Annotated in this window: 17 protein-coding genes; 8 read left to right on the forward strand and 9 right to left on the reverse strand. The window is 69.7% G+C overall.

The window, feature by feature from the left end; translation table 11 throughout:
- The first annotated feature begins 132 nt into the window (after positions 1-132).
- From ACI2L1_RS05305 to ACI2L1_RS05315, 3 genes are read left to right on the forward strand one after another with little or no spacing between them, the layout of a single operon-like run.
- Positions 133-828: a DedA family protein gene (locus ACI2L1_RS05305; protein WP_404737957.1), complete on the forward strand. Its 696-nt coding sequence runs from the start codon at positions 133-135 to the stop codon at positions 826-828.
- Entirely contained in the window at positions 825-1,562 is a 738-nt protein-coding gene (locus tag ACI2L1_RS05310) for an ABC transporter ATP-binding protein (RefSeq protein ID WP_404737958.1), read from the forward strand. Before ACI2L1_RS05305 ends, ACI2L1_RS05310 begins: the two co-directional genes overlap by 4 nt.
- A complete protein-coding gene (locus ACI2L1_RS05315; protein WP_404737959.1) occupies positions 1,556-3,997 on the forward strand; it encodes an FtsX-like permease family protein in 2,442 nt (813 codons plus the stop codon). Before ACI2L1_RS05310 ends, ACI2L1_RS05315 begins: the two co-directional genes overlap by 7 nt.
- 202 nt (positions 3,998-4,199) lie before the next feature.
- On the opposite strand, the gene ACI2L1_RS05320 is transcribed toward ACI2L1_RS05315, so the two are convergent.
- Positions 4,200-5,207 (reverse strand): ArsR/SmtB family transcription factor, encoded by a 1,008-nt coding sequence (locus ACI2L1_RS05320; protein ID WP_404737960.1) that lies wholly within the window; start codon positions 5,205-5,207, stop codon positions 4,200-4,202.
- 108 nt (positions 5,208-5,315) lie between these two features.
- On the opposite strand from ACI2L1_RS05320, the gene ACI2L1_RS05325 reads away from it, so the two are divergent.
- From ACI2L1_RS05325 to ACI2L1_RS05340, 4 genes are all read left to right on the forward strand, one after another.
- The gene (locus ACI2L1_RS05325; protein ID WP_404737961.1) at positions 5,316-5,834 is read left to right on the forward strand and encodes a peptidoglycan-binding protein; all 519 of its coding nucleotides are present in this window, start codon (positions 5,316-5,318) and stop codon (positions 5,832-5,834) included.
- A 106-nt stretch (positions 5,835-5,940) separates the two neighbouring features.
- Positions 5,941-6,321, forward strand: a complete 381-nt coding sequence (locus tag ACI2L1_RS05330; RefSeq protein WP_404737962.1) for a peptidoglycan-binding protein — start codon at positions 5,941-5,943, stop codon at positions 6,319-6,321.
- A gap of 121 nt (positions 6,322-6,442) precedes the next feature.
- Positions 6,443-7,096 carry a peptidoglycan recognition family protein gene (locus ACI2L1_RS05335; RefSeq protein WP_404738124.1) on the forward strand — a complete coding sequence of 218 codons (654 nt, stop codon included), beginning with the start codon at positions 6,443-6,445 and terminating at the stop codon, positions 7,094-7,096.
- Positions 7,097-7,268: 172 nt separating this feature from the next.
- Complete coding sequence (locus ACI2L1_RS05340) at positions 7,269-8,054, forward strand: hypothetical protein (protein WP_404737963.1); 786 nt, start codon at positions 7,269-7,271, stop codon at positions 8,052-8,054.
- Positions 8,055-8,059: 5 nt separating this feature from the next.
- Here ACI2L1_RS05340 and ACI2L1_RS05345 read toward each other — a convergent pair whose 3' ends face one another.
- From ACI2L1_RS05345 to ACI2L1_RS05365, 5 genes are all read right to left on the reverse strand, one after another.
- Positions 8,060-9,811, reverse strand: a complete 1,752-nt coding sequence (locus tag ACI2L1_RS05345; RefSeq protein ID WP_404737964.1) for an RICIN domain-containing protein — start codon at positions 9,809-9,811, stop codon at positions 8,060-8,062.
- Between the two features lie 44 nt (positions 9,812-9,855).
- Entirely contained in the window at positions 9,856-10,689 is an 834-nt protein-coding gene (locus ACI2L1_RS05350; RefSeq protein ID WP_404737965.1) for a carbohydrate ABC transporter permease, read from the reverse strand.
- A complete protein-coding gene (locus tag ACI2L1_RS05355) occupies positions 10,686-11,669 on the reverse strand; it encodes a carbohydrate ABC transporter permease (RefSeq protein ID WP_404737966.1) in 984 nt (327 codons plus the stop codon). The genes ACI2L1_RS05350 and ACI2L1_RS05355 overlap by 4 nt, the downstream gene beginning before the upstream one ends.
- Before the next feature lie 173 nt (positions 11,670-11,842).
- Positions 11,843-13,096 (reverse strand): extracellular solute-binding protein, encoded by a 1,254-nt coding sequence (locus ACI2L1_RS05360; RefSeq protein ID WP_404737967.1) that lies wholly within the window; start codon positions 13,094-13,096, stop codon positions 11,843-11,845.
- Between the two features lie 89 nt (positions 13,097-13,185).
- A complete protein-coding gene (locus ACI2L1_RS05365) occupies positions 13,186-15,192 on the reverse strand; it encodes a glycoside hydrolase family 127 protein (protein WP_404737968.1) in 2,007 nt (668 codons plus the stop codon).
- Between the two features lie 258 nt (positions 15,193-15,450).
- Between ACI2L1_RS05365 and ACI2L1_RS05370 the strand changes: the two genes are divergently transcribed.
- On the forward strand, positions 15,451-16,470 hold the full coding sequence (locus ACI2L1_RS05370) for a LacI family DNA-binding transcriptional regulator (RefSeq protein WP_404737969.1): 1,020 nt from the start codon (positions 15,451-15,453) through the stop codon (positions 16,468-16,470).
- Between the two features lie 298 nt (positions 16,471-16,768).
- Here ACI2L1_RS05370 and araD read toward each other — a convergent pair whose 3' ends face one another.
- Genes araD through araB form a run of 3 tightly spaced genes read right to left on the reverse strand, consistent with a single transcriptional unit; the run spans position 16,769 to position 20,723 of the window.
- Positions 16,769-17,494 (reverse strand): L-ribulose-5-phosphate 4-epimerase AraD, encoded by a 726-nt coding sequence (gene araD / locus ACI2L1_RS05375; protein ID WP_404737970.1) that lies wholly within the window; start codon positions 17,492-17,494, stop codon positions 16,769-16,771.
- Between the two features lie 28 nt (positions 17,495-17,522).
- Positions 17,523-19,040 (reverse strand): L-arabinose isomerase, encoded by a 1,518-nt coding sequence (araA, locus tag ACI2L1_RS05380; protein ID WP_404737971.1) that lies wholly within the window; start codon positions 19,038-19,040, stop codon positions 17,523-17,525.
- A gap of 27 nt (positions 19,041-19,067) precedes the next feature.
- Positions 19,068-20,723, reverse strand: coding sequence for a ribulokinase (gene araB, locus ACI2L1_RS05385; protein ID WP_404737972.1), 1,656 nt, complete (start codon positions 20,721-20,723; stop codon positions 19,068-19,070).
- Between the last annotated feature and the right edge of the window lie 1,530 nt (positions 20,724-22,253).

Genomic DNA, 22,253 nt, shown 5'->3' on the forward strand with positions numbered 1-22,253 from the left:
GGCCCGGTGAGCCCGCCCGAGCCCCGTGGGTATGCCCAGCCCTACCCCAAGTCTCGTCCCTGCCGCACTGCGCCCGAGGGTCTCCGCGCGGTTTCGTGGAGTCACCGAGAGGACGAGAGAGGCGGCACCCGGATGACGGCTTGGCCGGCGGAGCAGATGGCGGCGCACGGCGGCGTCGGCATTCTCGCCGTGGTGCTGCTGCCCGCGCTGGAGGCGGCTCTGCCGGTGATCGGCGCGCTGCTGCCGGGCCGGACGGCGGTCGTGTCGGGCGGGATGCTCGCCTGGCAGGGTCATGTGACGGTCGAGGCGGCTCTGTTGACCGCACTGACCGGCGCCGTCCTCGGCAACCTGGCCGGATACGCGATCGGGCGGCGCTGGAAGAAGCGAGTGCTGGCACCGCTGCGGGCGCTGGCGGGCCGACGCCGCTACACCGAGCGGGCCCTCCGGCTCATCGAACGCCGGGGCACCGGAGCGGTGTTCGTGGGCCGCTTCACCACCGTCCTGCGCACCCTGGTGCCGACTTTGTGCGGGGCGACGCGGATGGCCCCTGCGGCGCTGTCTGCTGTGGTCCGTGGTCAGCAGCGCGGTGTGGGCCCCGGTGTTCGTGCTCATCGGCTATGTCATCGGGCCTGCCGGACCCGGGTGACATCACCTGTCGACGACCCGCGCAGCCTCTCGCCACGGCAGCCACCTGCCATACGCAACGCCGGACCCGGTGCCCCGGCCGCGCCCACCACGGCCGCGCCGACGCCGGCTCCCCGGACCCCGAACCCTCCGTCCCGCCCAGGTGCGCGGGAGGACCGACACCGAACGAGTGGGGACAGATGAACAACGACGCCATCCAGTTGCGCTCCGTCAGCAGGAGCTACGGGGCGGGCGACAGCGCCGTGACGGCCCTCGACCAGGTCTCCCTCTCCTTCCCTCGCGGTACCTTCACCGCCGTCATGGGCCCCTCCGGCTCCGGCAAGTCGACCCTGCTGCAGTGCGCCGCGGGCCTGGACCGCCCCACCTCGGGCTCGGTCTCCGTGGGCGGCACCGAGCTGACCAAGCTCAGCGAGACCAAGCTGACGCTGCTGCGCCGCGAGCGCATCGGGTTCGTGTTCCAGGCGTTCAACCTGCTGCCGGCGCTGACCGCCGAGCAGAACGTCGCCCTGCCGCTGCGGCTGGCCGGGCGGCGGGTGGCGAAGTCCCGAGTCCGCGAGGTGCTCCAGCAGGTCGGGCTCGGCGAGCGCGCCCGGCACCGGCCGACGGAGTTGTCCGGCGGCCAGCAGCAGCGCGTCGCCCTGGCCCGCGCCCTGATCACCCGCCCCGAGGTCCTCTTCGGCGACGAGCCGACCGGTGCCCTGGACTCGCAGACCAGCCGTGAGGTGCTGGCCCTGCTGCGCTCCATGGTCGACGCCGAGGACCAGACGATCATCATGGTCACCCACGACCCGGTGGCCGCCTCCTACGCCGACCGCGTGGTCTTCCTCGTCGACGGCCGGGTCAACGGCGAGCTGATCGGCGCGAGCGCGGACGACATCGCGGGGCGCATGACCAAGCTGGAGGCCGCGCCGTGCTGAGCGTCGCCCTGCGCACCCTGCGCACCCGCTGGGTCACCTTCGTCGGCAGCTTCGTCGCGCTCTCGCTGGGCGTCGCGCTGCTCGCCGTGATGGGCCTGGCCCTGGCCTCCTCCCTGGACGCGCCCGAGCGGCAGCCGGAGCGGTTCGCCGCGGCGCCGGTCGTCGTCCAGGGGCAGGACACCCTGTCGGTGCCGACCCCGATCGGCGACCGCACGCAGAAGCTCGCCCACCCGCGCGCGGTGCCCGAGACGACGGTGGCGAAGCTGCGCCGGCTCGGCACGGTCGTCGCGGACCGGTCCTTCTCCCTGCGGGCCGCCAAGGGTCCCGGCGATCTGGTCGGCCACCCCTGGTCCACGGCCGCCTTCGCGCCCTACGAGATCGAGACGGGCCGTGCACCGGCTTCCGCCGACGAGGTCGTCGTCACCGGCGACTGGGCGCGGACCGGCGAACGCGTCACCACCGACCGGGGCACCGTGACGGTCGTCGGTACCGTCGCCTCGCGCGGCTTCGAGGACGCCGTCTTCTACACGGACGCCCGCGCCGCCGAACTGTCGCCGATGAGCACACAGTTGGTGGTGAAGGCCGCCGCGGCGGACGTACGCGCGGCCGTCGCTGGCCTGGACCTCCAGGTCCTCACCGGCACCGACCGCCGTCTCGCCGACGCCGACCCGGACCGCGACAGCGAGGCGCTCACCGCGATGAACGCCATGTTCGGCACCGCCGGCGGGGTCACCGCCTTCGTCTCGGTGTTCGTGGTGGCCTCCACGTTCGCCTTCGCGGTCGCCCAGCGGCGCCGGGAGTTCGGCCTGCTGCGCACCGCGGGAGCCACACCCGGCCAGATCCGGCGGATGGTGTTCTCCGAGGCGCTGATGGTCGGCGTGCCGGCGTCGGCGGCCGGCTGTGTGCTCGGCGCGTACGGCGCCCCGAGGCTCGCCGCATGGGTTGTCGACGGCGGGCTCGCGCCCAGCTGGTTCACCATCGGCGACTTCACCTGGCCGTACCACATGGCCTTCTGGACCGGTCTGCTCGTCGCACTGCTCGGGGTGATCGCCGCGTCCTGGCGGGCCGGCCGCACCGGACCCACCCAGGCGCTGCGCGAGGCGTCCGTGGACACCAAGGCGATGACGTGGGGCCGCTGGCTGTTCGGGGCGGGCCTGCTGCTGACCGCGGTGGTGACACTGGGCGTGGCCCTGGTCTCCGACCCCGGTGAGCTGCTGCACCGCAAGACCTATGTGAGCCGTCCGATGCTGCTGATCACCGCGATCGCGTTGCTCGCGCCGGTCCTGGTGCGCCCGCTCACCCGGCTGATCGGCTGGCTTCCGGCCCAACTGCCCGGTGCGGGCGGGATGCTGGTACGGGAGAACGCGGCCGTCGGCATCCGCCGTACGGCGGCCATCGCGGCGCCCATCCTGGTCACGGTCGCCCTCGTGGGTTCACTGCTGGGCGCCACGGCCACCCTGAACGAGGCGAAGGCCACCGAGACGCGCGAGCAGACCACCGCCTCGTTCGTCGTCACCCCAGCCGGGGACGCCGGGTTCGACGCGGCCACGGTCGCCGAGCTGCGCAAGACAAAGGGCGCCGTGGTCTCGGCCACCTCGTCGAGTGCCGTGTACGTCCTGGAGGAGGGCGTCGCCCTGATCAAGTCCGAGGCCCGCGCGGCCGAGGCGGGCCCGCTCGCGAAGACCGTGGAACTGCCGCTGGCCGCCGGGAAGGTGAGCGACCTCGACGACGACTCGATCATCGTCAACGAGGAGTGGGAGAAGCACACCGTCGGGCAGGAGGTCGGCGTGTGGCTGGGGGACGGCACCAGGAAGTCGCTGCGGATCGCCGCGGTGATGACGACCGGCACCGGCAACAACGGCGCCTACGTCACCCCCGCCAACGCTCCCGGGGCGAGCGTCGACCGGGTGGACGTGGCCCTCGCCGACGGTGCCGATCCGGCCGCCGTGGCCGCCGCGCTCACCAAGGCGGGCGGACACGTCTTCACCCAGGATCAGTGGGTGCAGGCCAGTTACCCGAAGACCAACCGGACCACGCGGTACGGCTTCATGCTGGTCCTCGGTATCGCTCTCCTGTACACCGGGATCTCCCTGGCCAACACGATGGTCATGGCGACCTCCGACCGGGTCCGCGACCTGGCCGTCCTGCGGCTGGCCGGGGCCACCCCGTGGCAGGTGCTGAGGCTGGTCGCCGGTGAGGCCCTGATGGTCGTCGCGGTCGGCGGAGTGCTCGGACTCCTGGTCGCCGCACTCAATCTGGCGGGCATGTGGAGCGCGCTCGGCCTGCTGTCGGTGTGGAGCCCGGTGGAGATGCCGTGGGCGGAGCTCGGGGCGACCGTGGGTGCGTGTGCCGTGCTCGCGGTGGCGTTCTCCATCGCCCCGGCCGGGCTGGCCATGCGACGCCGGGCGGTGGAGCTGGCCGGGATGCGCGAGTGACCCCCTGACCGGCGCCGGTCGACACCTCCTCCGTCCCGGCCGTCGTACAGCTGCAACTCGCTGGGTCGCCAAGGCTGTTCAGACGATGTTTCACGTGAAACGACGCACTACAGCCGCTCACGTAGATCGTTTCCCACCGCGGAGAAGCGGCGAGCCCTCGACAGTTGACCTCGGACATCAAGATCACCGAAAGAGTCAAGGCTCAGGCCGGGCGCACGCCATGGTTTTGTCCGCCGCTCCGCAGCAGTGCGGCACCCGTGGGGGTCAGTGTGTGCAGGACGGCTGGGCCGTGGCGCTGGCTGACGAGGAGACCCGCGTCGCGCAGGACGGTCGTGTGACGGGTGGCGGACGCCGCGGAGACGCCCGCAGCGCGGGCGAGTTCGCTGGTCGTGGCGCCAGTCGCAGTTGCCTGGAGAATGACGGCGCGTGTCGCGCCGAGGAGCGCGGAGAGCGGGGCCCACGGCTCTTGACCATTGGCATCGTCCGTGCGGGGGGCGGCGTGGCGCAGTGGGTATGCGAGGACGGGCGGGAGACCGGAGTCAGCCAGCGACACCGGGCCGCCCCAGCAGAAGTACGAGGGTACGAGCGTAAGGCCGCGCCCCTGTAAGTACAGATCACGGTCCTCGGCGTAGTCGACCTCCAGCATGGGACACCGCCAGCGCACGTGCGGCCCGAACCCGGCCAGAAGCTTGTCGGTGCCGCCGTCGAGCAGGGCTCTGGCGCGGAGGGAGCGGTCGGCGTCGACGTGCGCCTGTATGCGATCGCTGTTGGGAAGGATGGCGACGTCGTAGTAGGCCCGGACCGTTCGGACGAACTTGCGGCGCGCTTCGTCGTCGGCCAATTGCCGGGCCCAGGCAGGGGCACCGCTCACCCGGTCCAGGATGGCCAGTTCATGCAGCACCCGTCGGCGCGGGGTTCCGAGGATGGCGTCCAGGCCGGCGTCCAGGCCTTCGGACGCTTCACCGGGCGTGAGGAAGTCCGGGAAATAGGTGCCCACCGGATAGAGGGGCAGCAACACATTGCGGACGGTGGGCGCAAGGCCCTTGCCGTGCAGAGCCGCGCGAGCGGTCCTATGCCAGTCGGCATAGGACCACAGACCTCGGCGGCGCTGGAAGCGGATCAGGCTGAAGAAGATTTCCCAGAGCGGATCCGGTCTGGACGCGACACGGACGCGCGCGAGATCGGCATCCGTGAAGTGGATGCGAAGCATTCAATTCCCCTTGTTGCCCAGGGCTTTTGCGCTCAGACGCAAGAGTATGTCGATGCCGCAGGGGCCATGACAAGGTGCACCGCATCTGCTTCAACAGGGAGGGACACAGTGAGAAACTCATCCGTTTCCGGCACATGGGCACGACGGATCGCGGTCACCGCAGCGGCAACCCTACTGGCAGGAGCGGGGCTGGCCTCTTCGGCGCAGGCGAGCGTGGCCCAGGGCGGCGTGTACGGCACCGGTGTGGTCACGGACGACTGGGGGGACGAAGGCCCGCTCTCCATGTCGAGCAACTCGCACAACAGCGTGGTAGGCCTCTGGCAAGCCATCCTGGCAGCTGACCTGTACCTGCCGCCGGAAGACATCGACTGCTATTTCGGGGAACAGACCGCGGCAGCAACGAGGCTGTGGCAGAAGGACCACGACCTCGGCAAAGACGGGATCGTCGGCCCACTGACGTTCGGCAAGGCGGACAACTCCCTCTACTGGGTCGGCTCCGAGATCCGTTACAGCGGAAGCCACCTCACCCTGTACAGCATGCACAGGACGAGCTCCGGCCGATGGTATGCCAACGGCGGCGGCACCACGGTCTACTTCTCGTACACCAACGCCGACTTCTGCGGCTGAGCCTGAGCAGACGGGCCCCGGCCACCCCGGCCACCACCCGAAAATGGCCGCCGGCGCCACCGCCCGTACGTGGAACCATGACCGCCACCCACCTGGGGGAGACACCATGCGCACACGCATCCACCGCTTGGCCCTCGTCTGCAGCACCGCCGTACTGGCCGCCGGGGGGCTTCTCACCGGCGCTCCCACGGCGAACGCTGCGGCGGCCGCGGACAACTGCCCCTACATCGACGCCTCCGCCCGGCCCACGGTCAGCCCCGGCGACGCGGGGGACGCGGTTCGCCAGGTGCAGTGCCTCATAAACAACTACAGCAAGTACCCCAACTGGGTTGAAGTGGACGGTAGTTACGGCCCGAAGACCCTGGAGGGCGTGCACTGGGTGCAGACCTGCAATGCCACCACGGGCGGTGCGGACGGCATCGTCGGCCCCAGCACATGGTCCGCGCTCTACACCCCCAAGCCCGCCTGTGCCCTCCAGCTCTCGTGACAGCCCCATCCTGCGGATCCAACCCAACAGGGAGAACCACACGATGAGACCCTCGGATGCTTCCCCGCTTTCGCGACGCACGTTACTGACAGCCCTCGGAGCCACTGCCGCGTTGAGCGCGGTGCCTCGCACGGCCTCGGCAGCGGCTGCCACAGCCGTCGCATACACACTGCTGTCCCGTGCGGACTGGGGCGCCAACGAAACACTGCGCTTCGCCGCCGACGGCACCGAACTCTGGCCGCCGCAGTACTACCCCGTCCAGACCATCACCGTGCACCACAGCGGCGACAACATCTACAACCCGGATCCGGCCGCATGGGTCCGCTCGATCTACCGTACCGACACGGTCGACGACGGCTACGGTGACATCGGCTACAACTACCTGATCGACGACAACGGCCGTGTGTACGAGGGTCGTTGGTCCGGTACCGATGGCACGGTCGCCCATGATGCCGCGGGGCGGCTCGTCACCGGCGCACATGTCCTGGGGTACAACACCGGAAACATCGGCATATGCCTTCTGGGAACGTTCATCGACACGTCCCCGTCGCCCTCCGCACGCAGCACGCTCATCCAGCTCCTGGCCGAACTCGCCGAGCGGCACGCGCTCGCCCCCTTGGGCAAGGTGGTCTACCTCAATCCCGTCAGCGGAGTCAGTCGGCCCGCGCCGGTCATCGGCGGGCACCGCCACTGGGCGGACACGGACTGTCCCGGCACGGTGTACACCGACATGCCGGCAATCCGTGAGGAGGTCGCCGCCCTGATCGCCGGGTGAAGCTCACATGGCGGCGCGGGCTCCAGCGTGACCTCAGCGGCGCAGACCTTGGAAGGTCTGCGCCGCTTGACTCGTCCCCTCTTGCCGAGGGCATACCCGCCACCGCAGAGGTATGGCCGCACCCGACCACCAAGGCCACCAAGGCCACCAAGGCCACCAAGGCCACCAGCGGATGTCCTGCCCTGCCACCGCCGGACACGTCCAGTGCCCGCTCAACGCCTCCAGCCTCGGCCGCGACCCCCGCCTGCCCCTGGCCGACCCCAAGCCGAGCCCCACCGAACCCGTCAAGATCCGCATCCGGCGGTTGATCACCATCCCGCCCGAAACCGGAGCCCAGCACCACCAGGCCCTCGCCCATGGCAGCCCCGACTGGCGACGCGTCTACTTCCGGCTCCGCAACAGCGCCGAGGACTTCAACGGGTTCTCCAAAGACCCCACCTACGAGGCGATCAAGCAGCCGGGCACCCGCCGTATCCGCGGCATGGCCGCCCAGACGATCCTGCTGGCCTTCCAGCTCGCCCACGCCAACCGCCGCAAGATCGACCGTCGGCTCTCGCCACCATCCCGCCCGACGGTCATCCACCCCGCCGACGTCCCACTCGCCGCCGACCGACCAGACCACTCGGCAGCTGGCCCCCCACAGCCCGCCTCACCACCCAGTGAGAGATACCTCACACAGACAGGAAAATCACACAGCAGACAGCCCTACCGGGCGCCACAGGTCCCTTGGCCAACCAGCCACGCGCCCGCACCACCGATCCCGCCCCCACCCACAACACCAAAAAGGAACGGTCCGCATCGTGATCACGATGCGGACCGTTCCGTCACTGCTCAGAAACGCCTGACGTCGGTGCTCCGTGGTGGTGGGGAACCGACGGAATTCGCTGGTCAGGGGTCGGATCCTCGTTCGTGGCCCACGGGAGAGGAATCGCCCGGACCCTTCACCACCGTGCCGTGAGGGAACTACCGTGCGGTGAGTCTCCACAGGTGGTCGGCGGTTCCGTTGTCGGACCACTGGAGGACCTGGGCACCGGAGGAGGTGCTCATGTTGGTCACACCCAGCAGGAGCCCGCTGTTGTAATTGGCGATCTTGTAGTAGCCGCCGGCTGCCGGTATGAGCTGCCAGAGGTGGTCGGCGGTGCCGTTGTCACTCCAGATCAGGGCGGTGCCGCCGTCACTGGTACTCATGTTCTGGATGCCGAGGAGCAGACCGCTCTTCTGGTTGACGATCTTGTACAGGCCCGAGCCGGCGGACACCAGGGTCCAGTTCTGGTCGGTACCGGTGGTGGACGTGGACTGGACGACCGTAGTGCCCGCGGCGGTTCCCGCGTTTTGGGTGTCCAGGGCCAGGCCGCTGTTCTTGTTGGTGATCTGGTAGCGCCCGGCCAGCGACGTGGAGGTGCCGCTGGGGGTGATCACCAGGTGGTAGCCGTCGGTGGCGTTCATCGTCACCGGCACGGTGACGGAGCCGCCCGAGACCGTGTAGTCGGCGTCGGAGATGGTGATCGGGCCGGAGGAGGCCGTCGTACGCCCGGTGCCCGGGCTGTACTCCAGCTTGACGTGGACCGTGCTGCCGAAGGCGGACAGCGAGGACAGGCCGTTGACCTTGACCGCACAGGAGCCGGTGCAGCCGCCCGCGACGACCCTGATCTGGTTGGCCGAGCCGTTCAGGGAGGCCAGGCCATCGATGCCCGTCTGGGCGGGTGGCGTGGTGACCAGCATGTTTCCGGACATCTCGCCGTACCACTTGTACGTCCAGTACGAACCGTTGGGCGATCCGCCGGTGTCGACGAGGGTGTCGCCGAGGGTGCCGTAGTGGTTCCAGAACGCGAGTTCCGCGTCGTGGACGCCTGCCCGCTCGAACTTGGCGGCATAGCCGATGAGGGCGCCGGAGTTGCCCATCTCGGAAGGCGTGCCGTCCTCCTCGATGGAGATCGGACGCGGGCTGATGCCGAGGCTCGACTCCAGCGACCGGTACGCGGCGATGTGGGCGGCGACGTCCTGGCTGCCCGAGAGTTCGTGCCAGGCGATGACGTCGGGGACGGTGCCGCTGGCCTTGGCGTCGGTGAGGAAGGTGGTCATCCAGGACTGGTTGTAAGCCGAGTAACTCGGGCCCTGGATCGGCATGCTGGTGTCCTTGGCGCGCACCTCCTTGTATGTGCGTGCCCAACCTGCGTCGAAGGCACCGGCGTTGGTGGTGTCCCAGGTCCAGTCGGGCTCGTTCCAGAGCTCGTAGCCGGCGATGTTGGTGGCGCCGGAGGACTTCACGGACGCGACCTGCATGTCCACGGCCGACAGCCAGTCGCTCCAACTCACCCACTTGTAGGGGAAGTTCGGATACCAGTCCGGCATGCGGACGACGACCTTGGCGCCGGCCCGCGCCGCCTTGGCGGCCACCACGAGTGCGTCGCCGGCAGGCTTGGGCTCGCCGTTGGGCAGTTGGGAGCCGCCCGGGGCCATCTGCACGAAGGTGTTCGGCTTGAGCGGGGTGACCAGGCTGTCGGCGGGGGTGCTGTCGTCGGCGAGGCCGTAGAGGCTGCCGGTCGCCACGTGGGTGACGGAGCGCAGGGTCTGGTCGGCGTTGACGACCAGGGTGGTCGACGCGGTGGGGGCCGCCTGCGCGGGTGCGGCCATCGCGAGGGCGGCGGCGGTGAGGGCGATCGCGCCGGCGCCCGCGATCAGGCGTGCGGGAACAGGGGGTCTCGTGCGGCTCATGACAAGGCTCTCCTCGACGAGGAAGAAGGGGGGTGGGGGGTGGATCAGTCCTTCACGGCGCCCGCGGTGACGCCCGCGGCCACATAGCGCTGTGCGAGGACCAGCAGGACAGCGGCGGGGACGGACGCGATGACGGCGGTGGCCATGATCGCGTTCCATTCCTGGTTGTTGTTGCCGATGTACTTGTAGATGCCGAGGGTGATCGGGCGCAGGTCGCCGCCGCCGTCGAGGGTGTTGGCGAAGACGAAGTCGGACCATGCCCACAGGAAGCTGAACAGCGAGACGGTGACGAGGGCGTTGCGGCTCACCGGCAGCACGACGGACCAGAAGGTGCGGAAGGTGCCGGCGCCGTCGATGCGGGCCGCGGAGATCAGCTCGCCGGGGATGCCCGACATGAACGCCGTGAAGATCATGACGCCGAAGGGCACTGCGATCGTGGAGTCCGCGACGATCAGGCCCCACCAGGAGTTGAGCAGACCGAAGTCCAGGAAGATGCCGTAGAAGCCCATCGCCATGACGATCCCGGGGATCATCTGGGCGACCAGGAGGAGAAGGCCGAGCAGTCCGCCGCCGCGGGGCCGCAGCTTGGCCAGGGCGAAGCCGGCCGGTGCGGCGAGGACGAGGGTGAGGGCGACCGTGCCGAGACCGATCAGCAGGCTGGTGCCGAGGTAGGGCATCTGGTCGTCGAGGACGGCCCGGTAACCCTCGAAGGTGGGGTGCAGCGGAAGCAGGTCGGGCGGGTCCTTGCGCATGTCCTGCTGCGGGGTCAGGGACACGTTGAGCATCCAGTACACCGGGAACAGCATCAGCGCGGTGAGCAGGACACCGATGGCGGTGTTGCGGCGTGAGCGCCAGGTGCCGGCGCGGGGGGAGGTCATGCTTCCTGCCTCCTCTGGACGCGGATGTAGAGCAGCCCGAAGACGAGCGCAATGAGGATGAGGATGTTGCCGACCGCGGCGCCGGGGCCGAACTTGGGCAGCAGCGTGCCGAAGCCGAGCTGGTACGACCAGGTCGCCAGGGTGGACGAGGAGTCGCCGGGACCGCCCTTGGTCATGATCCAGATCAGGTCGAACACCTTGAGCGTGTAGACGAGCCCGAGCAGCAGCGTGATCGCCGACACCGGGCGCAGCAGCGGGAAGGTGATGCGCCGGAACTGCTGCCAGGCGCTCGCCCCGTCCAGTGAGGCCGCCTCGTACAGCTCGCCGGGGATGTTCTGCAGGCCGCTGTAGAGGATGACCAGGTTGAACGGGATGCCGATCCAGATGTTCGCGATGATCACCGAGGTCAGTGCCCAGCTGGGCGAGGTGAGCCAGTCGACCGGTGCGACTCCGCCCAGGTGGAGGACGTAGTTGACGACACCCGACTCGCTGTTGAGCATCCACGACCAGGTCGACGCCGACACGATCAGCGGCAGCAGCCACGGGATCAGGAACAGCGCGCGCAGGGTGGGCGCGAGCCGGAAGTTCCGGTTGAAGAAGACCGCCAGGGCGAGTCCGGCCGCGTACTGGAACACGATCGACACGAAGGTGAAGATCATCGTGTGCCGCATCGCCGGACCGAAGGTCGGGTCGTCGAGCACCGTACGGAAGTTGTCCAGGCCGGAGAACGGAGCGTCCCCCGCCACGAACGACCGGACGGTGTAGTCGCGCAGGCTCAGGTCCAGGTTGCGGTAGAGCGGATAGACGTAGAACGCGGCGAGGTAGGCGACCAGCGGGGCGACGAAGGCCAGCGCGGTCAGCAGGCTTCTGCGGCTCCGGCGGCGCCGGCGCGCCGAGATGACCTTCCGGTCGTCGAGGCCGGGCGCCCCGGGGCTGGCCGGGGACCGCCTATGACGGCGGTCGACGCGGGCGAGGGTCATGCGAACTCCTGGGTGCGGATGGGGATGCCCGGGGCGGGCGCGGCTCAGGGGGCCGGGCGGGGATCCGGCGGCGGACGAGAACACAGTCCTTCACAGTCGTGCATCGACCGCCCCTTCCCCGATCCCCCCGGGTTGCTGCGAGCGCGACGGGCCCCGCAGTCGTCGGCCGGGGGTCAGCCGTTGCCCTTGGCGGCGGCCGTCTGCGCGGTGTCCAGGGCGTCCTGCGGGCTCTTGCTGCCCGACAGCGCGCCCTGCACGGCGGTCCACATCGGCTGGGAGATGGTCGGGTACTTGGTGCCCAGACCGCCGCTGGTGCGGCCGCGCGCCGCGGCCACCGCGTCCACCCACGGCTTGAGCTTCGGGTTCTGCTTGACCTGCTCGGCCTGCACCGCGGCAGTGGGGGCGACGTACGCGAGGGTCGTGTCGGTGGGCAGCAGGTTCGCGTCGCTGGTCAGACACGTGACGATCTTCTTGGTGACGTCGTAGCGCCCGGTGTCCTTCTGCACGGGCACCGTCACGAACTCGCCGCCCGTCGGGACCGGCGCCGAACCGCCGTTCTGCCCCGGGATGCTGATCACGCCGTACCCGAAGCCGGCCTTGTCGGCGTTGCCGAGCTGCCAGGTGCCGTTCTCGCTGAACGCGTAGTCGCCGGTGGCGAACTCCTGCCAACTCGTGGTCTGGGTGTTCTGCAGGACGTCCTTGGGCGCGTAGCCCTCGTCCACCCACTGCTTCCACAGCGACAGCGCGGCGGCTCCCTTGGCGGAGTTGAGCTTGGTGAGGTCGGCGCCGGCGCCCCAGAACCAGGGCAGGAACTGGAAGCTGCCCTCCTCCGTGTTGATCGCCGAGAAGGTGATGCCCTTCTTGCCCGCGGCCTTGACCTTCTTCAGGGCGGCCGTGAGCGAGGCCCAGTCCTTGATGGAGGCGGGGTCGACCTTGGCCGCGGCCAGGACCTCCTTGTTGTAGTAGAGGGCGAGGGTGTTGGCGCCGATGGGGACGCCGTAGGAGGAACCGTCGATGGTGCCGGCCCCGATGATGTTCTTCTGGATCGACGACGTGTCCAGACCGAGGTCACTGGTCTTGTTGAGGATGCCCGCCTCCACCAGCGTGGAGACGACCGGGTTGTCCACCAGCATCACGTCGGGCGCGTTGCCCTGCTGGGCGGCCAGCAGCGCCTTGTTGCCCAGGTCCGAGGTGTCCATCCCGGTGCGCTTGATCTTGACGCCGGCGTCGGTACCGCACTTGGTGACGAGCTTGCCCCAGGCCGAGGAGGCGTCGAACTGCGGGTACGGGTCCCAGAAGGTGTACGTCTTTCCGGACGCGCCGGAGGAGGAGTCCGAGGAGCTGGAGCCGCCTCCGCAGGCGGTGGCGGAGGCCAGGGTGCCGATGACGGCGAGGGCGGCGATCAGGTTGCGGCGGGTGTTTCTCACGGGTGACCTCGTTGTCTTTGGGGTGGTGCGCGGGGAGTGAGGAGAGGGGAAGGAGACGGCAAGGAGCGATCAGGAGGAGAAGGGAGTGTTCAGGAGGTGGGCAGCCAGACGCGCATGCTGCCGTCCTGGCGGTTGGCCCAGGCGTAGTACGGGATGGCGGTCAGTTCGACGGGGTCCCCGGCCGATGTTGCGTCGGTGGAGGCGTCGGGCTCGGCGGACACATAGGGCCACCAGCCCTGGTCGGGGATGTGCCGGCGGTGTCCGGTGGCCACGACGGTGATGACACCGCCGAGCAGGTCGGGGCGGTCCTTCACGGCCGGCGGCACTGTGGTGTCGATGACCATGTCGTCCAGACCACCACCGGGGTGGTCGACCTGCTCCAGGCAGTACACGAGCGGTCCGCGTTCGATCGCGACGCAGCCGCGTACGGCGTCCACGCGGGGGTCGGCCTCGGTGAGGCGGGGTGCGAGGACGAGTTCGAGGACGACCTGGTCACCGGGAGCCCAGGTGCGCTCCAGACGCAGCCAGCCGTCGGCGGCGGGGGCGTCGGCCTGGTCGTAGACGGTGTCGCCGCACCGGACCCGGTACTCGCGGCACCACTGAGGGATGCGCAGGGACAGCGTCCAGGGGCGGTCGGTGGGCGTCTGCTCCACGGTCAGACCGATCGTGCCGTGCCAGGGGTAGTCGGTCTCGGCGGTCACCGCGACCGGCGCTCCGTCCAGGTCACCCGTGTAGCGGCCGGTGACGTACTGGTGGATCTGCAGGCCGCCGGTGTCGGTGGAGGCGAGGTAGTGCTCCAGCGAGGCCAGCAGCCGCATGACGTTCGGCGGGCAGCAGGCGCAGCGGAACCAGCGGGTGCGGCGGGCGGACTGGTCGCCGCCGGTGTCGGTGTGGCCGTCGCGGACCTGGAGCGGGTTGACATACAGCCAGCGCTCGCCGTCCAGGGAGACGCCGGCGAGGAAACCGTTGTACAGGGTGCGCTCGATCAGGTCGCTGTACCGGGTCGCACCGGTGAGCAGGGCCATGCGCCAGCTCCACTGAATGGAGGCGATGGCGGCGCAGGTCTCGCAGTAGGCACGCTCGTTGGGGAGTTCGTACGGGTCGCCGAAGTCCTCCTCGTCGTGGTGCGCGCCGAGCCCGCCCGTGAGGTGCGTCTTGGTGGCGGTCATCGCCTGCCACAACCGCTCGGCGGCGGACCGCAGTTCGGCGTCGCCGGTCTCGGTGGCGAGGTCGGTGGCGGCGGCCAGCAGGTACAGCTGGCGTACGGCGTGGCCCTCGACGTTCGTCGCCTCACGCAGCGGCACGCGGTCCTGGCAGTAGGCCTCACCGCCGAGCAGACCGTGGCCGAAGCGGTCGACGAAGTAACCCGCCAGATCGAGGTAGCGGCGCTCGCCGGTCTCCCGGTACAGCTCGACGAGGGCGGTCTCGACCTCCGGGTGGCCGTCGATGCCGTCGAGGGGCCTGCCGCTTTCCGGGAGACCGAAGACCGTGTCGATGTGATCGGCGAACTTCCGTGCCACGTCGAGGAGTTCGGGGCGACCGGTGGCCCGGTGGTGGGCCACTGCGGCCTGGATGAGATGGCCCGCGCAGTACAGCTCGTGGCCCCAGCGCAGGTCCTGGTAACGCTCGCCGCCCTTGAGCAGCTGGAACCAGGTGTTCAGGTAGCCGTCGGGCTGCTGGGCGTCAGCCACCAGCGCGACGATCCGCTCCACCTCGTCGGCGAGCCGGCCGACCTGCTCGTCGTCGGCATTCGACGCCCACTGGGCGAGCTGCCAGGACGCTGCCTCCAGCCACTTGTAGACATCCGAGTCCACGAACGGATACGCGCCCTGGAACTCGCCCTCGGCCGTGCCCGCCACCACGCGCAGGTTGTTCAGATTCCCCGCCGACTCCAGCAGGCCGGGGCCCTGCGGCACCGAGGTCCGCGCGTTCACCTCGCGGCGCCCTTCCCAGAAACCGGCACGTACCTCGACAGTGGCAGGAGCGAGGGCGGTCGTGGCACCCTCGCCGAGGCGGACCGGACCCGTGGGGGTGCCGCCCGTTTCGAGCACGGTCGAGCGCTCGGCAGAGGGAACGGCGGGACGTGTGCGGGGCATGGCTCTCCGAAGAAGTGAAGGGGACGCGATCGAGGATCCGGCGTGCGTCTGCCGCATCGTCCGGGAATCCGACGGGCGGTGCTCCGCCTCGTGAATCCGCTTGAGCAAACGTTTTTCTGTCCCGAAAGGTAGGGAGGTGGCGATCGGTAGTCAAGACATATACGGAAGTATTTTCCGCACCCCCCATCAGGACTGGTCAGAGGCCACGAACGATGTCAGGATGCGATCGTCGACGTCATCTAGGAAAAGGATTGCGCAGTGACCGCCGTCTCAGGTTCCCCGACAAACGGGCGGGCGAAGCTCGCTGACGTCGCCAAGCTGGCCGGCGTCAGCGTCGGAACAGCCTCGAAGGCGCTGAGCGGCAGCGGCAGGATGCGGCCCGAGACCCGACAGCGGGTGCTGGCCGCCGTGGAGGCCCTCGACTTCCGGCCCAACCAGTACGCGCAGAGCCTGCACACCGGCCGCAGCTGGACCGTCGGGCTGATGACGACCGACGGCATCGGCCGCTTCAGCACCCCGGTGCTCCTCGGCGCCGAGGACGCGCTCGGCGCCGGGAAGATCTCCGTGCTGCTGTGCGACACCCGCGGCGACGCCATCCGCGAGCAGCACCACCTGCGCAACCTCATGGACCGCAGGGTGGACGGCATCATCGTCACCGGTCGGCGCACCGACCCGCGGCCGCCGCTGAAGGGCGTCGAGCCGATCCCGACGGTCTACGCGCTCTCGCCGTCCAACGACCCGTCCGACATCTCCGTGGTCTCCGACGACCGCAGCGGAGCCCAACTGGCCGTCGAGCACCTGTGGGCGACCGGCCGTACCCGGATCGCGCACGTCACCGGCCCGGCACACCATGCGGCCGCCAGCGACCGCGCCCGACACACCGTGGAGTTGCTGGAGCGCTCCTCACTGGAGCTCGCCACCGGCCGGGTCCACTTCGGCGAGTGGAGCGAGGCGTGGGGACGCCGCGCCGCAGAAGCGGTGCTGCGCACCGCCCCCGACACGGACGCCTTCTTCTGCGGCAACGACCAGATCGCCCGGGGGGTCGCCGACGCCCTGCGCGAGAACGGCGTGGACGTCCCGGGACAGGTCGCGATCGTGGGTTACGACAACTGGGACATCATGGCCCTGGCCTGCCGCCCGCCCCTGACCACGATCGACACGGACCTCACCGAGATCGGCAGGCAGGCGGCCCTGCGTCTGCTGAGCGCCATCGGCTCCGAGCCGGAACCCGGCCTGCACACCGTCCCGTGCCGTCTCGTCGTCCGCGAATCCACCTGAGCCTCGTCGTCCGCGAATCCACCTGAGCTTGTCTTTCGACCTCTGGGCTCGAACGTCGTCTCGGACGTGCTCACTCGGCGGGGAGTTCGCCGGGCCGACGCGCGCTGGTGTCACTCGACAGTTGGTCGGCCTTGCCGCGCGCTCTCACCTCGTTACCGGGCCGGCCGGAGCACCGGCGCCTGGGGCGCCACGGACCGACTGCACGGCACGAGCCGACTGGAGTACCGCACGCAGACAGGCGGTTCCGGCCGGACCTGCCAGGTCCAGTCAGAACCGCCTGATGCGACGGACACAACGGTCACACTCGAGTCGCGGCCTCCGCGTTGCCGTAGTAGGCATCGGGGCCGTGCTTGCGGGTGTAGTGCCGGTCGAGAAGGTGACGGGGCGGCGGGGTGGCGGGGCCCAGCGCCATGGTGTGGATGGCGATGTCGGCGACGGCTTCGCAGATGATCGCGTGTTCCAGGGACTTGCGGGCGGTGGCGCCCCAGGCGAAGGGGCCGTGGCCCGCGACGAGGGCGGCGGGGACCTCGACGGCCCGCCGGTCGTCTTCGTCGAGCAGGTCGACGATGACGCGGCCGGTGTTGTACTCGTAGTCCTTCGCGCACTGCTCCGCCGTGAGGTCGGGGGTGCAGGAGACGGGGCCGTTGAAGGTGTCCGCGTGCGTGGTGCCCAGTACCGGGATCTCCCGGCGCGCCTGGGCGAAGGCCACCGCGTGGGTGGAGTGGGTGTGGGTGACCCCGCCTATGGACGGGAACGCCAGGTAGAGGCAGCGGTGGGTCTCGGTGTCGGTGGACGGGCGCAGGTCGCCGTCCACGATGCTGCCGTCGGACAGGCGCACCGTCACCAGGTCGTCCATGGTCAGGTCCTCGTAGGGCACTCCGGAAGGCTTGATGACGAACACTCCCGCCTCCCGGTCGATACCGCTCACGTTGCCCCAGGTCAGGGTCGCCAGGCCGACTTGGGGGATGGCGAGGTTGGCCGCCAGCACCTCCTCCCGCAGGCCGCCTCGGACAGCTGAGGTCATCGGTCGTCTCCTTCTTGCCGGCCGCGGGTCACAGGGCCTGTGCGAGGCGGTGGTAGGCGGCGTTCCAACGGATTTCCTTGGCGAGCTGGTCCGACGTGGTGTTCTCGTCGATGGTCAGCAGTTCGACGCCGGTCATGGCCGCGTAGTCGGTCAGGGTCTCGAGGTCGACGGCCGAGCTGAGGACGTTGTGGTGGGGGGCGCCGGCGAGCAGCCAGCTCTCGGCCGACTCGGCCAGGGACGGACGCGGCTTCCATACGGCTCTGGCGACCGGGAGTTGGGGCAGCGGCTGGCTCGGTGCCACGACGTCGACAGCGTTCGCGGTCAGGCGGAAGCGGTCGCCCAGGTCCGCTAGGCCGACGACCAGGGCGGGGCCGGGTGCGGCGTCGAAGACCAGGCGGACGGGGTCCTCGCGGCCGCCGATGGACAGGGCGTGGATCTCGCAGCTGGGCCGGCCGGCCGCGATGGAGGGGCAGACCTCCAGCATGTGGGCGCCGAGGATGCGCGGGGTGCCGGGCCCGAAGTGGTAGGTGTAGTCCTCCATGAAGCTGGTGCCACCGGGCTGCCCGACACCCATGACCTTCATCGTGCGCAGCAGCGCGGAGGTCTTCCAGTCGCCCTCGCCGCCGAAGCCGTAGCCGTCGGCCATCAGCCGCTGCACGGCCAGTCCGGGGAGCTGGCGCAGGCCGCCGAGGTCCTCGAAGTTGGTGGTGAAGGCGGTGAAGCCGCCCTCGGTCAGGAAGGTGCGCAGGCCGAGTTCCTGACGGGCCGCGTACAGCAGGGAGTCGTGACGGATTCCGCCGGGACGCAGTGCCGGGACCATGTCGTAGGACTCGACGTATTCGGCCGCGAGTTCGGCGGCGGCCTTGTCCTCGACCGCGTCGACGACGGCGACCAGGTCGTTGACGGCGTAGGTGTTCACGGAGAAGCCGAACCGCAGCTGGGCCTCGACCTTGTCGCCCTCGGTGACGGCGACGTCGCGCATGTTGTCGCCGAAGCGGGCCAGCCGCAGGGTGCGCGCCACGTGCTGGCCGGCGGCGGCCCGGGACCAGGCGGCGATGCGCCCCACGACCCGGGGGTCGGTCGCGTGACCGGCGACGATCTTCCGGTTGACGCCGATACGCGCCTCGACGTGGGCGAACTCGCGGTCGCCGTGGGCGGCCTGGTTGAGGTTCATGAAGTCCATGTCGATGCTCGACCAGGGCAGCGACAGGTTGTACTGGGTGTGCAGGTGCAGCACCGGCCGGTCCAGGGCGCTCAGCCCGGCGATCCACATCTTCGCCGGGGAGAAGGTGTGCATCCACACGATCACGCCGACGCACGTGTCGGAGGCGGTGGCCTCCAGGCACAGCCGGCGGATCGACTCGGCGTCGGTCAGGACCGGCTTCCACACGATCCGCAGGGGGATCTCGTCCGCGGCATCGAGGCGTTCGGCGATCTGCCGGGACTGGTGGGCGACCTGGGCCAGGGTCTCGTCGCCGTACAGGCCCTGGCTGCCGGTGAGAAACCAGATCTCGTGGCTGTCGTACGGCTGGGCTTGCGTCGTCATGGTGGTTCCTTTCACGAAGATCTGGGGTTACGCGGAAGCCTCGGCGCGGATGCGGCGCAGGCGGTGCATGACGTCGTTGCCACCGCGACCGAAGTAGTCGTGCAGCAACCGGTATTCGGCGTACAGCGAGTCGTAGGCCGCGGCACGTTCCGGGTCGGGCCGGTACACGCCCCGGTCGGCTTTGCCCATGGACCGTGCGGCGGTCTGGATGTCGGGGTACGTCCCGGCAGCCACCGCCGCGTGCATCGCCGCGCCGAGAGCGGGCCCCTGTGCGGAGCCGATGACGCCGAGGGGACGGCGGGTGACATCTGCGTAGATCTGCATCAGCAGCGCGTTCTTCGTCAGACCGCCCGCGATGATCAGCTCGGCGACCGGCACCCCGGCCGCCTCGAACGCCTCGATGATGGTCCGCGTACCGAACGCCGTGGCCTCCAGCAGCGCCCGGTAGACGTCCTCCGGCCGGGTCGACAGCGTCAGACCCAGGACCAGACCGCTCAGATCGTGGTCGACCAGCACAGAGCGGTTTCCGCTGTGCCAGTCCAGCGCGATCAGACCGTGCTCGCCCACCTTCTGCCCGGCCGCGAGCGCGGTCAGGTACTCGTGCGCGTCGCGGCCGAGGGCGGCGGCCTGTTCGGCGTACGCGGCGGGGAATCCGGTGCGCACGAACCAGCCGAAGATGTCTCCCACGCCGCTCTGCCCGGCCTCGTAGCCCCACAGCCCCGGCAGGATGCCGCCGTCCACGACACCGCACATGCCCGGCACCGTGCCCTGCTGGTCCGAGCTCATCACATGGCAGGTGGAGGTGCCCATGATGGCGACCATCTGACCCGGTTCCACCGCGGTCGCCGCGGGCGCCGTCACGTGGGCGTCGACGTTGCCCACACACACCGTGATGCCCTCGGGCAGGCCCGTCCAGGAAGCGGCCTCGGCGGTCAGCCGCCCGGCTGCAGCGCCCAACTGCCCGATCGGCTGGTCGAGTTTGGCGGTCACGAAGTCGGCGAAGCCGGGGTTCAGTGCCGCGAGGTAGTCGCGGGACGGGTAGGCGCCGTCCTGGTACTGGCCCTTGTAGCCGGCGGTGCAGGCGTTGCGGACGTAGGTCCCGCACAGCTGCCACACGATCCAGTCCGCCGCCTCCACCCACCGCTCCATGCGGTGGTAGATTTCCGGGTCCTCTTCCAGCAGCTGCAGCGCCTTGGCGAACTCCCACTCCGAGGAGATCTTCCCGCCGTACCGCTGAAGCCACGGCTCCTTGCGTCCGGCAGCCAGCTCCGTGATCCGGTCGGCCTGGGCCTGGGCGGCGTGGTGGCGCCACAGCTTGACGTAGGCGTGCGGACGGCCGGAGAGGCCGGGCAGCTCGCACAGCGGCGTGCCGTCCGCGAGTACCGGCAGCACCGTGCACGCGGTGAAGTCCGTGCCGATGCCGATGACCTGCTCCGGCCGCACACCGGCGGCTGCCAGCGCCGCCGGCACCGCGTGGCGCAACACGTCGACGTAGTCCGACGGCACCTGCAGGGCCCAGTCCGGGGGCAGCCGACTGCCGTCCGGCAGCTCCCGGTCGAGGACCGCGTGCCGGTACTCGTGCTGCGCCGTCCCCAACTCCGCGCCGTCGCGCACCCGGACCACCACCGCCCGCCCGGACAGCGTCCCGAAGTCGACTCCTACGACGCAGGGGGTGAGGCTCATTGATTCATCGTGCTCTGCGTGCACAACCGGCCGTCCTTAGTGCTCTCGAACAGGTTTGAGGTGGCCGATGAAACCGGCCGCGTATTCGATATATCGATCAACGTTCGGAGTTACGAATGCGCGAGGGTACGCCTCGACAGACAGGAACCCTTCATCCCCGACTCCCGAACCAGCCGCACGACTCCGACCACGCCGGGCCGGCGACCGCGAACCAGGTGACCCCCACCCCCATCGATGCCGCAGGGGACATGCACCCCCGCGATATCACTGAGAAAATGATTGCTCAATCTTGCTCAGGCTCATAGTGGCCCGTCGGAGCCTCCACGTAAACCCCTACGCCTCTGGTGGTTGCAATCGGCAGTCCTGCACGGCGGTCCTACGGGTCACTACTGCCTGCGTACTGCACGAACAAGGGGTGGCGATGCCCGCCATCCTGCTTCGCCCCGCCCGCCGTGGGCGCCGACGGAGCTTGACGGAATGGACGCTCTACCCCTACTTTCATCGAGAAACCGTTTGCTCAATGTCGACTGCTTCCGCGTTCGATGGACCGGATGCGGCCTCGACTCCGCATGCCCCGCACCTCGGCGTTCGGGGGCGAAGGACAAGGCGCCCCGCAGGAGCGGGAGTTCGCCACACCCTTGCGGGTCGAGGGCCGCGAAATCCTGAGAGGCCGGATCGGCCCTGGCGTTACGGACCCCGCCGGGCGCACCCCACGGACCTCGTCGGGAAGGACCTGCTCCGCAGGCCCGGAACCGTAGGCGCCGAGTTGCGCCACGCCTGCCGCAGAACCGCACCCTCGGCGCGACCGCACCAGTGCTGCGACACGTCTGCCCGCCCCGGCTCCCCCGGACACCACACTCTTCACCGCCAACGGCCAGGTCGCGGTCTCCAACGACCCGCTCGTGGTCGCGCGGTACACGCCGCTGCTGATCGGCGCGCTCATCGGCGTTCTGCCGCCCGCCAGGGGACACGAGCAGCGGACCCTTCCGCCGGCCTGGGGCCGGCCGTCCCCGCGATGCGCCGTTGTGAACCAAGACGGCCGCACGGCGGACCGAGCACGCGAGGCCGGACGCTGTCCCTGCCGTCGTGGCTCCGCATCCGGATCCGGCCGGCCTGCGTCCACGCGCTTGCGTCGGGGACCACCTGAGCCGACAACCTGAGCCGACCGCCGGCGCTGACCGGCAAGCACATCATCTGGTCCGGCCCAGCAGGTCCGGCATGGCCGCACCCACGAGGAAGCGTTTTCTCAGAGTTGCGCAAGGCGACTCTCGCTACATGGCTTTCAGTCTATTGACACTGCCCTCACCGTCAGGAAATATCGCCGCAACACTGATCCATGATGGCCAATGACCTGGGTTCATACCTCTCGCTCAGCCCGGCAGGCCACTGACCTCCCCTTGCTGCGCCACGCTCCGAAGAAGCCGTGCGCCGGTGGGGAAACGATTTCTCAATCGAGTCCACTCGACCTTCGTACAGGAAGGGGCACTCAGATGCTCCGACTACGCCGCCGTGCGCCGCGCACCGTGATAA

Source organism: Streptomyces sp. NPDC019531, from assembly GCF_044903305.1.
GTDB lineage: Bacteria > Actinomycetota > Actinomycetes > Streptomycetales > Streptomycetaceae > Streptomyces.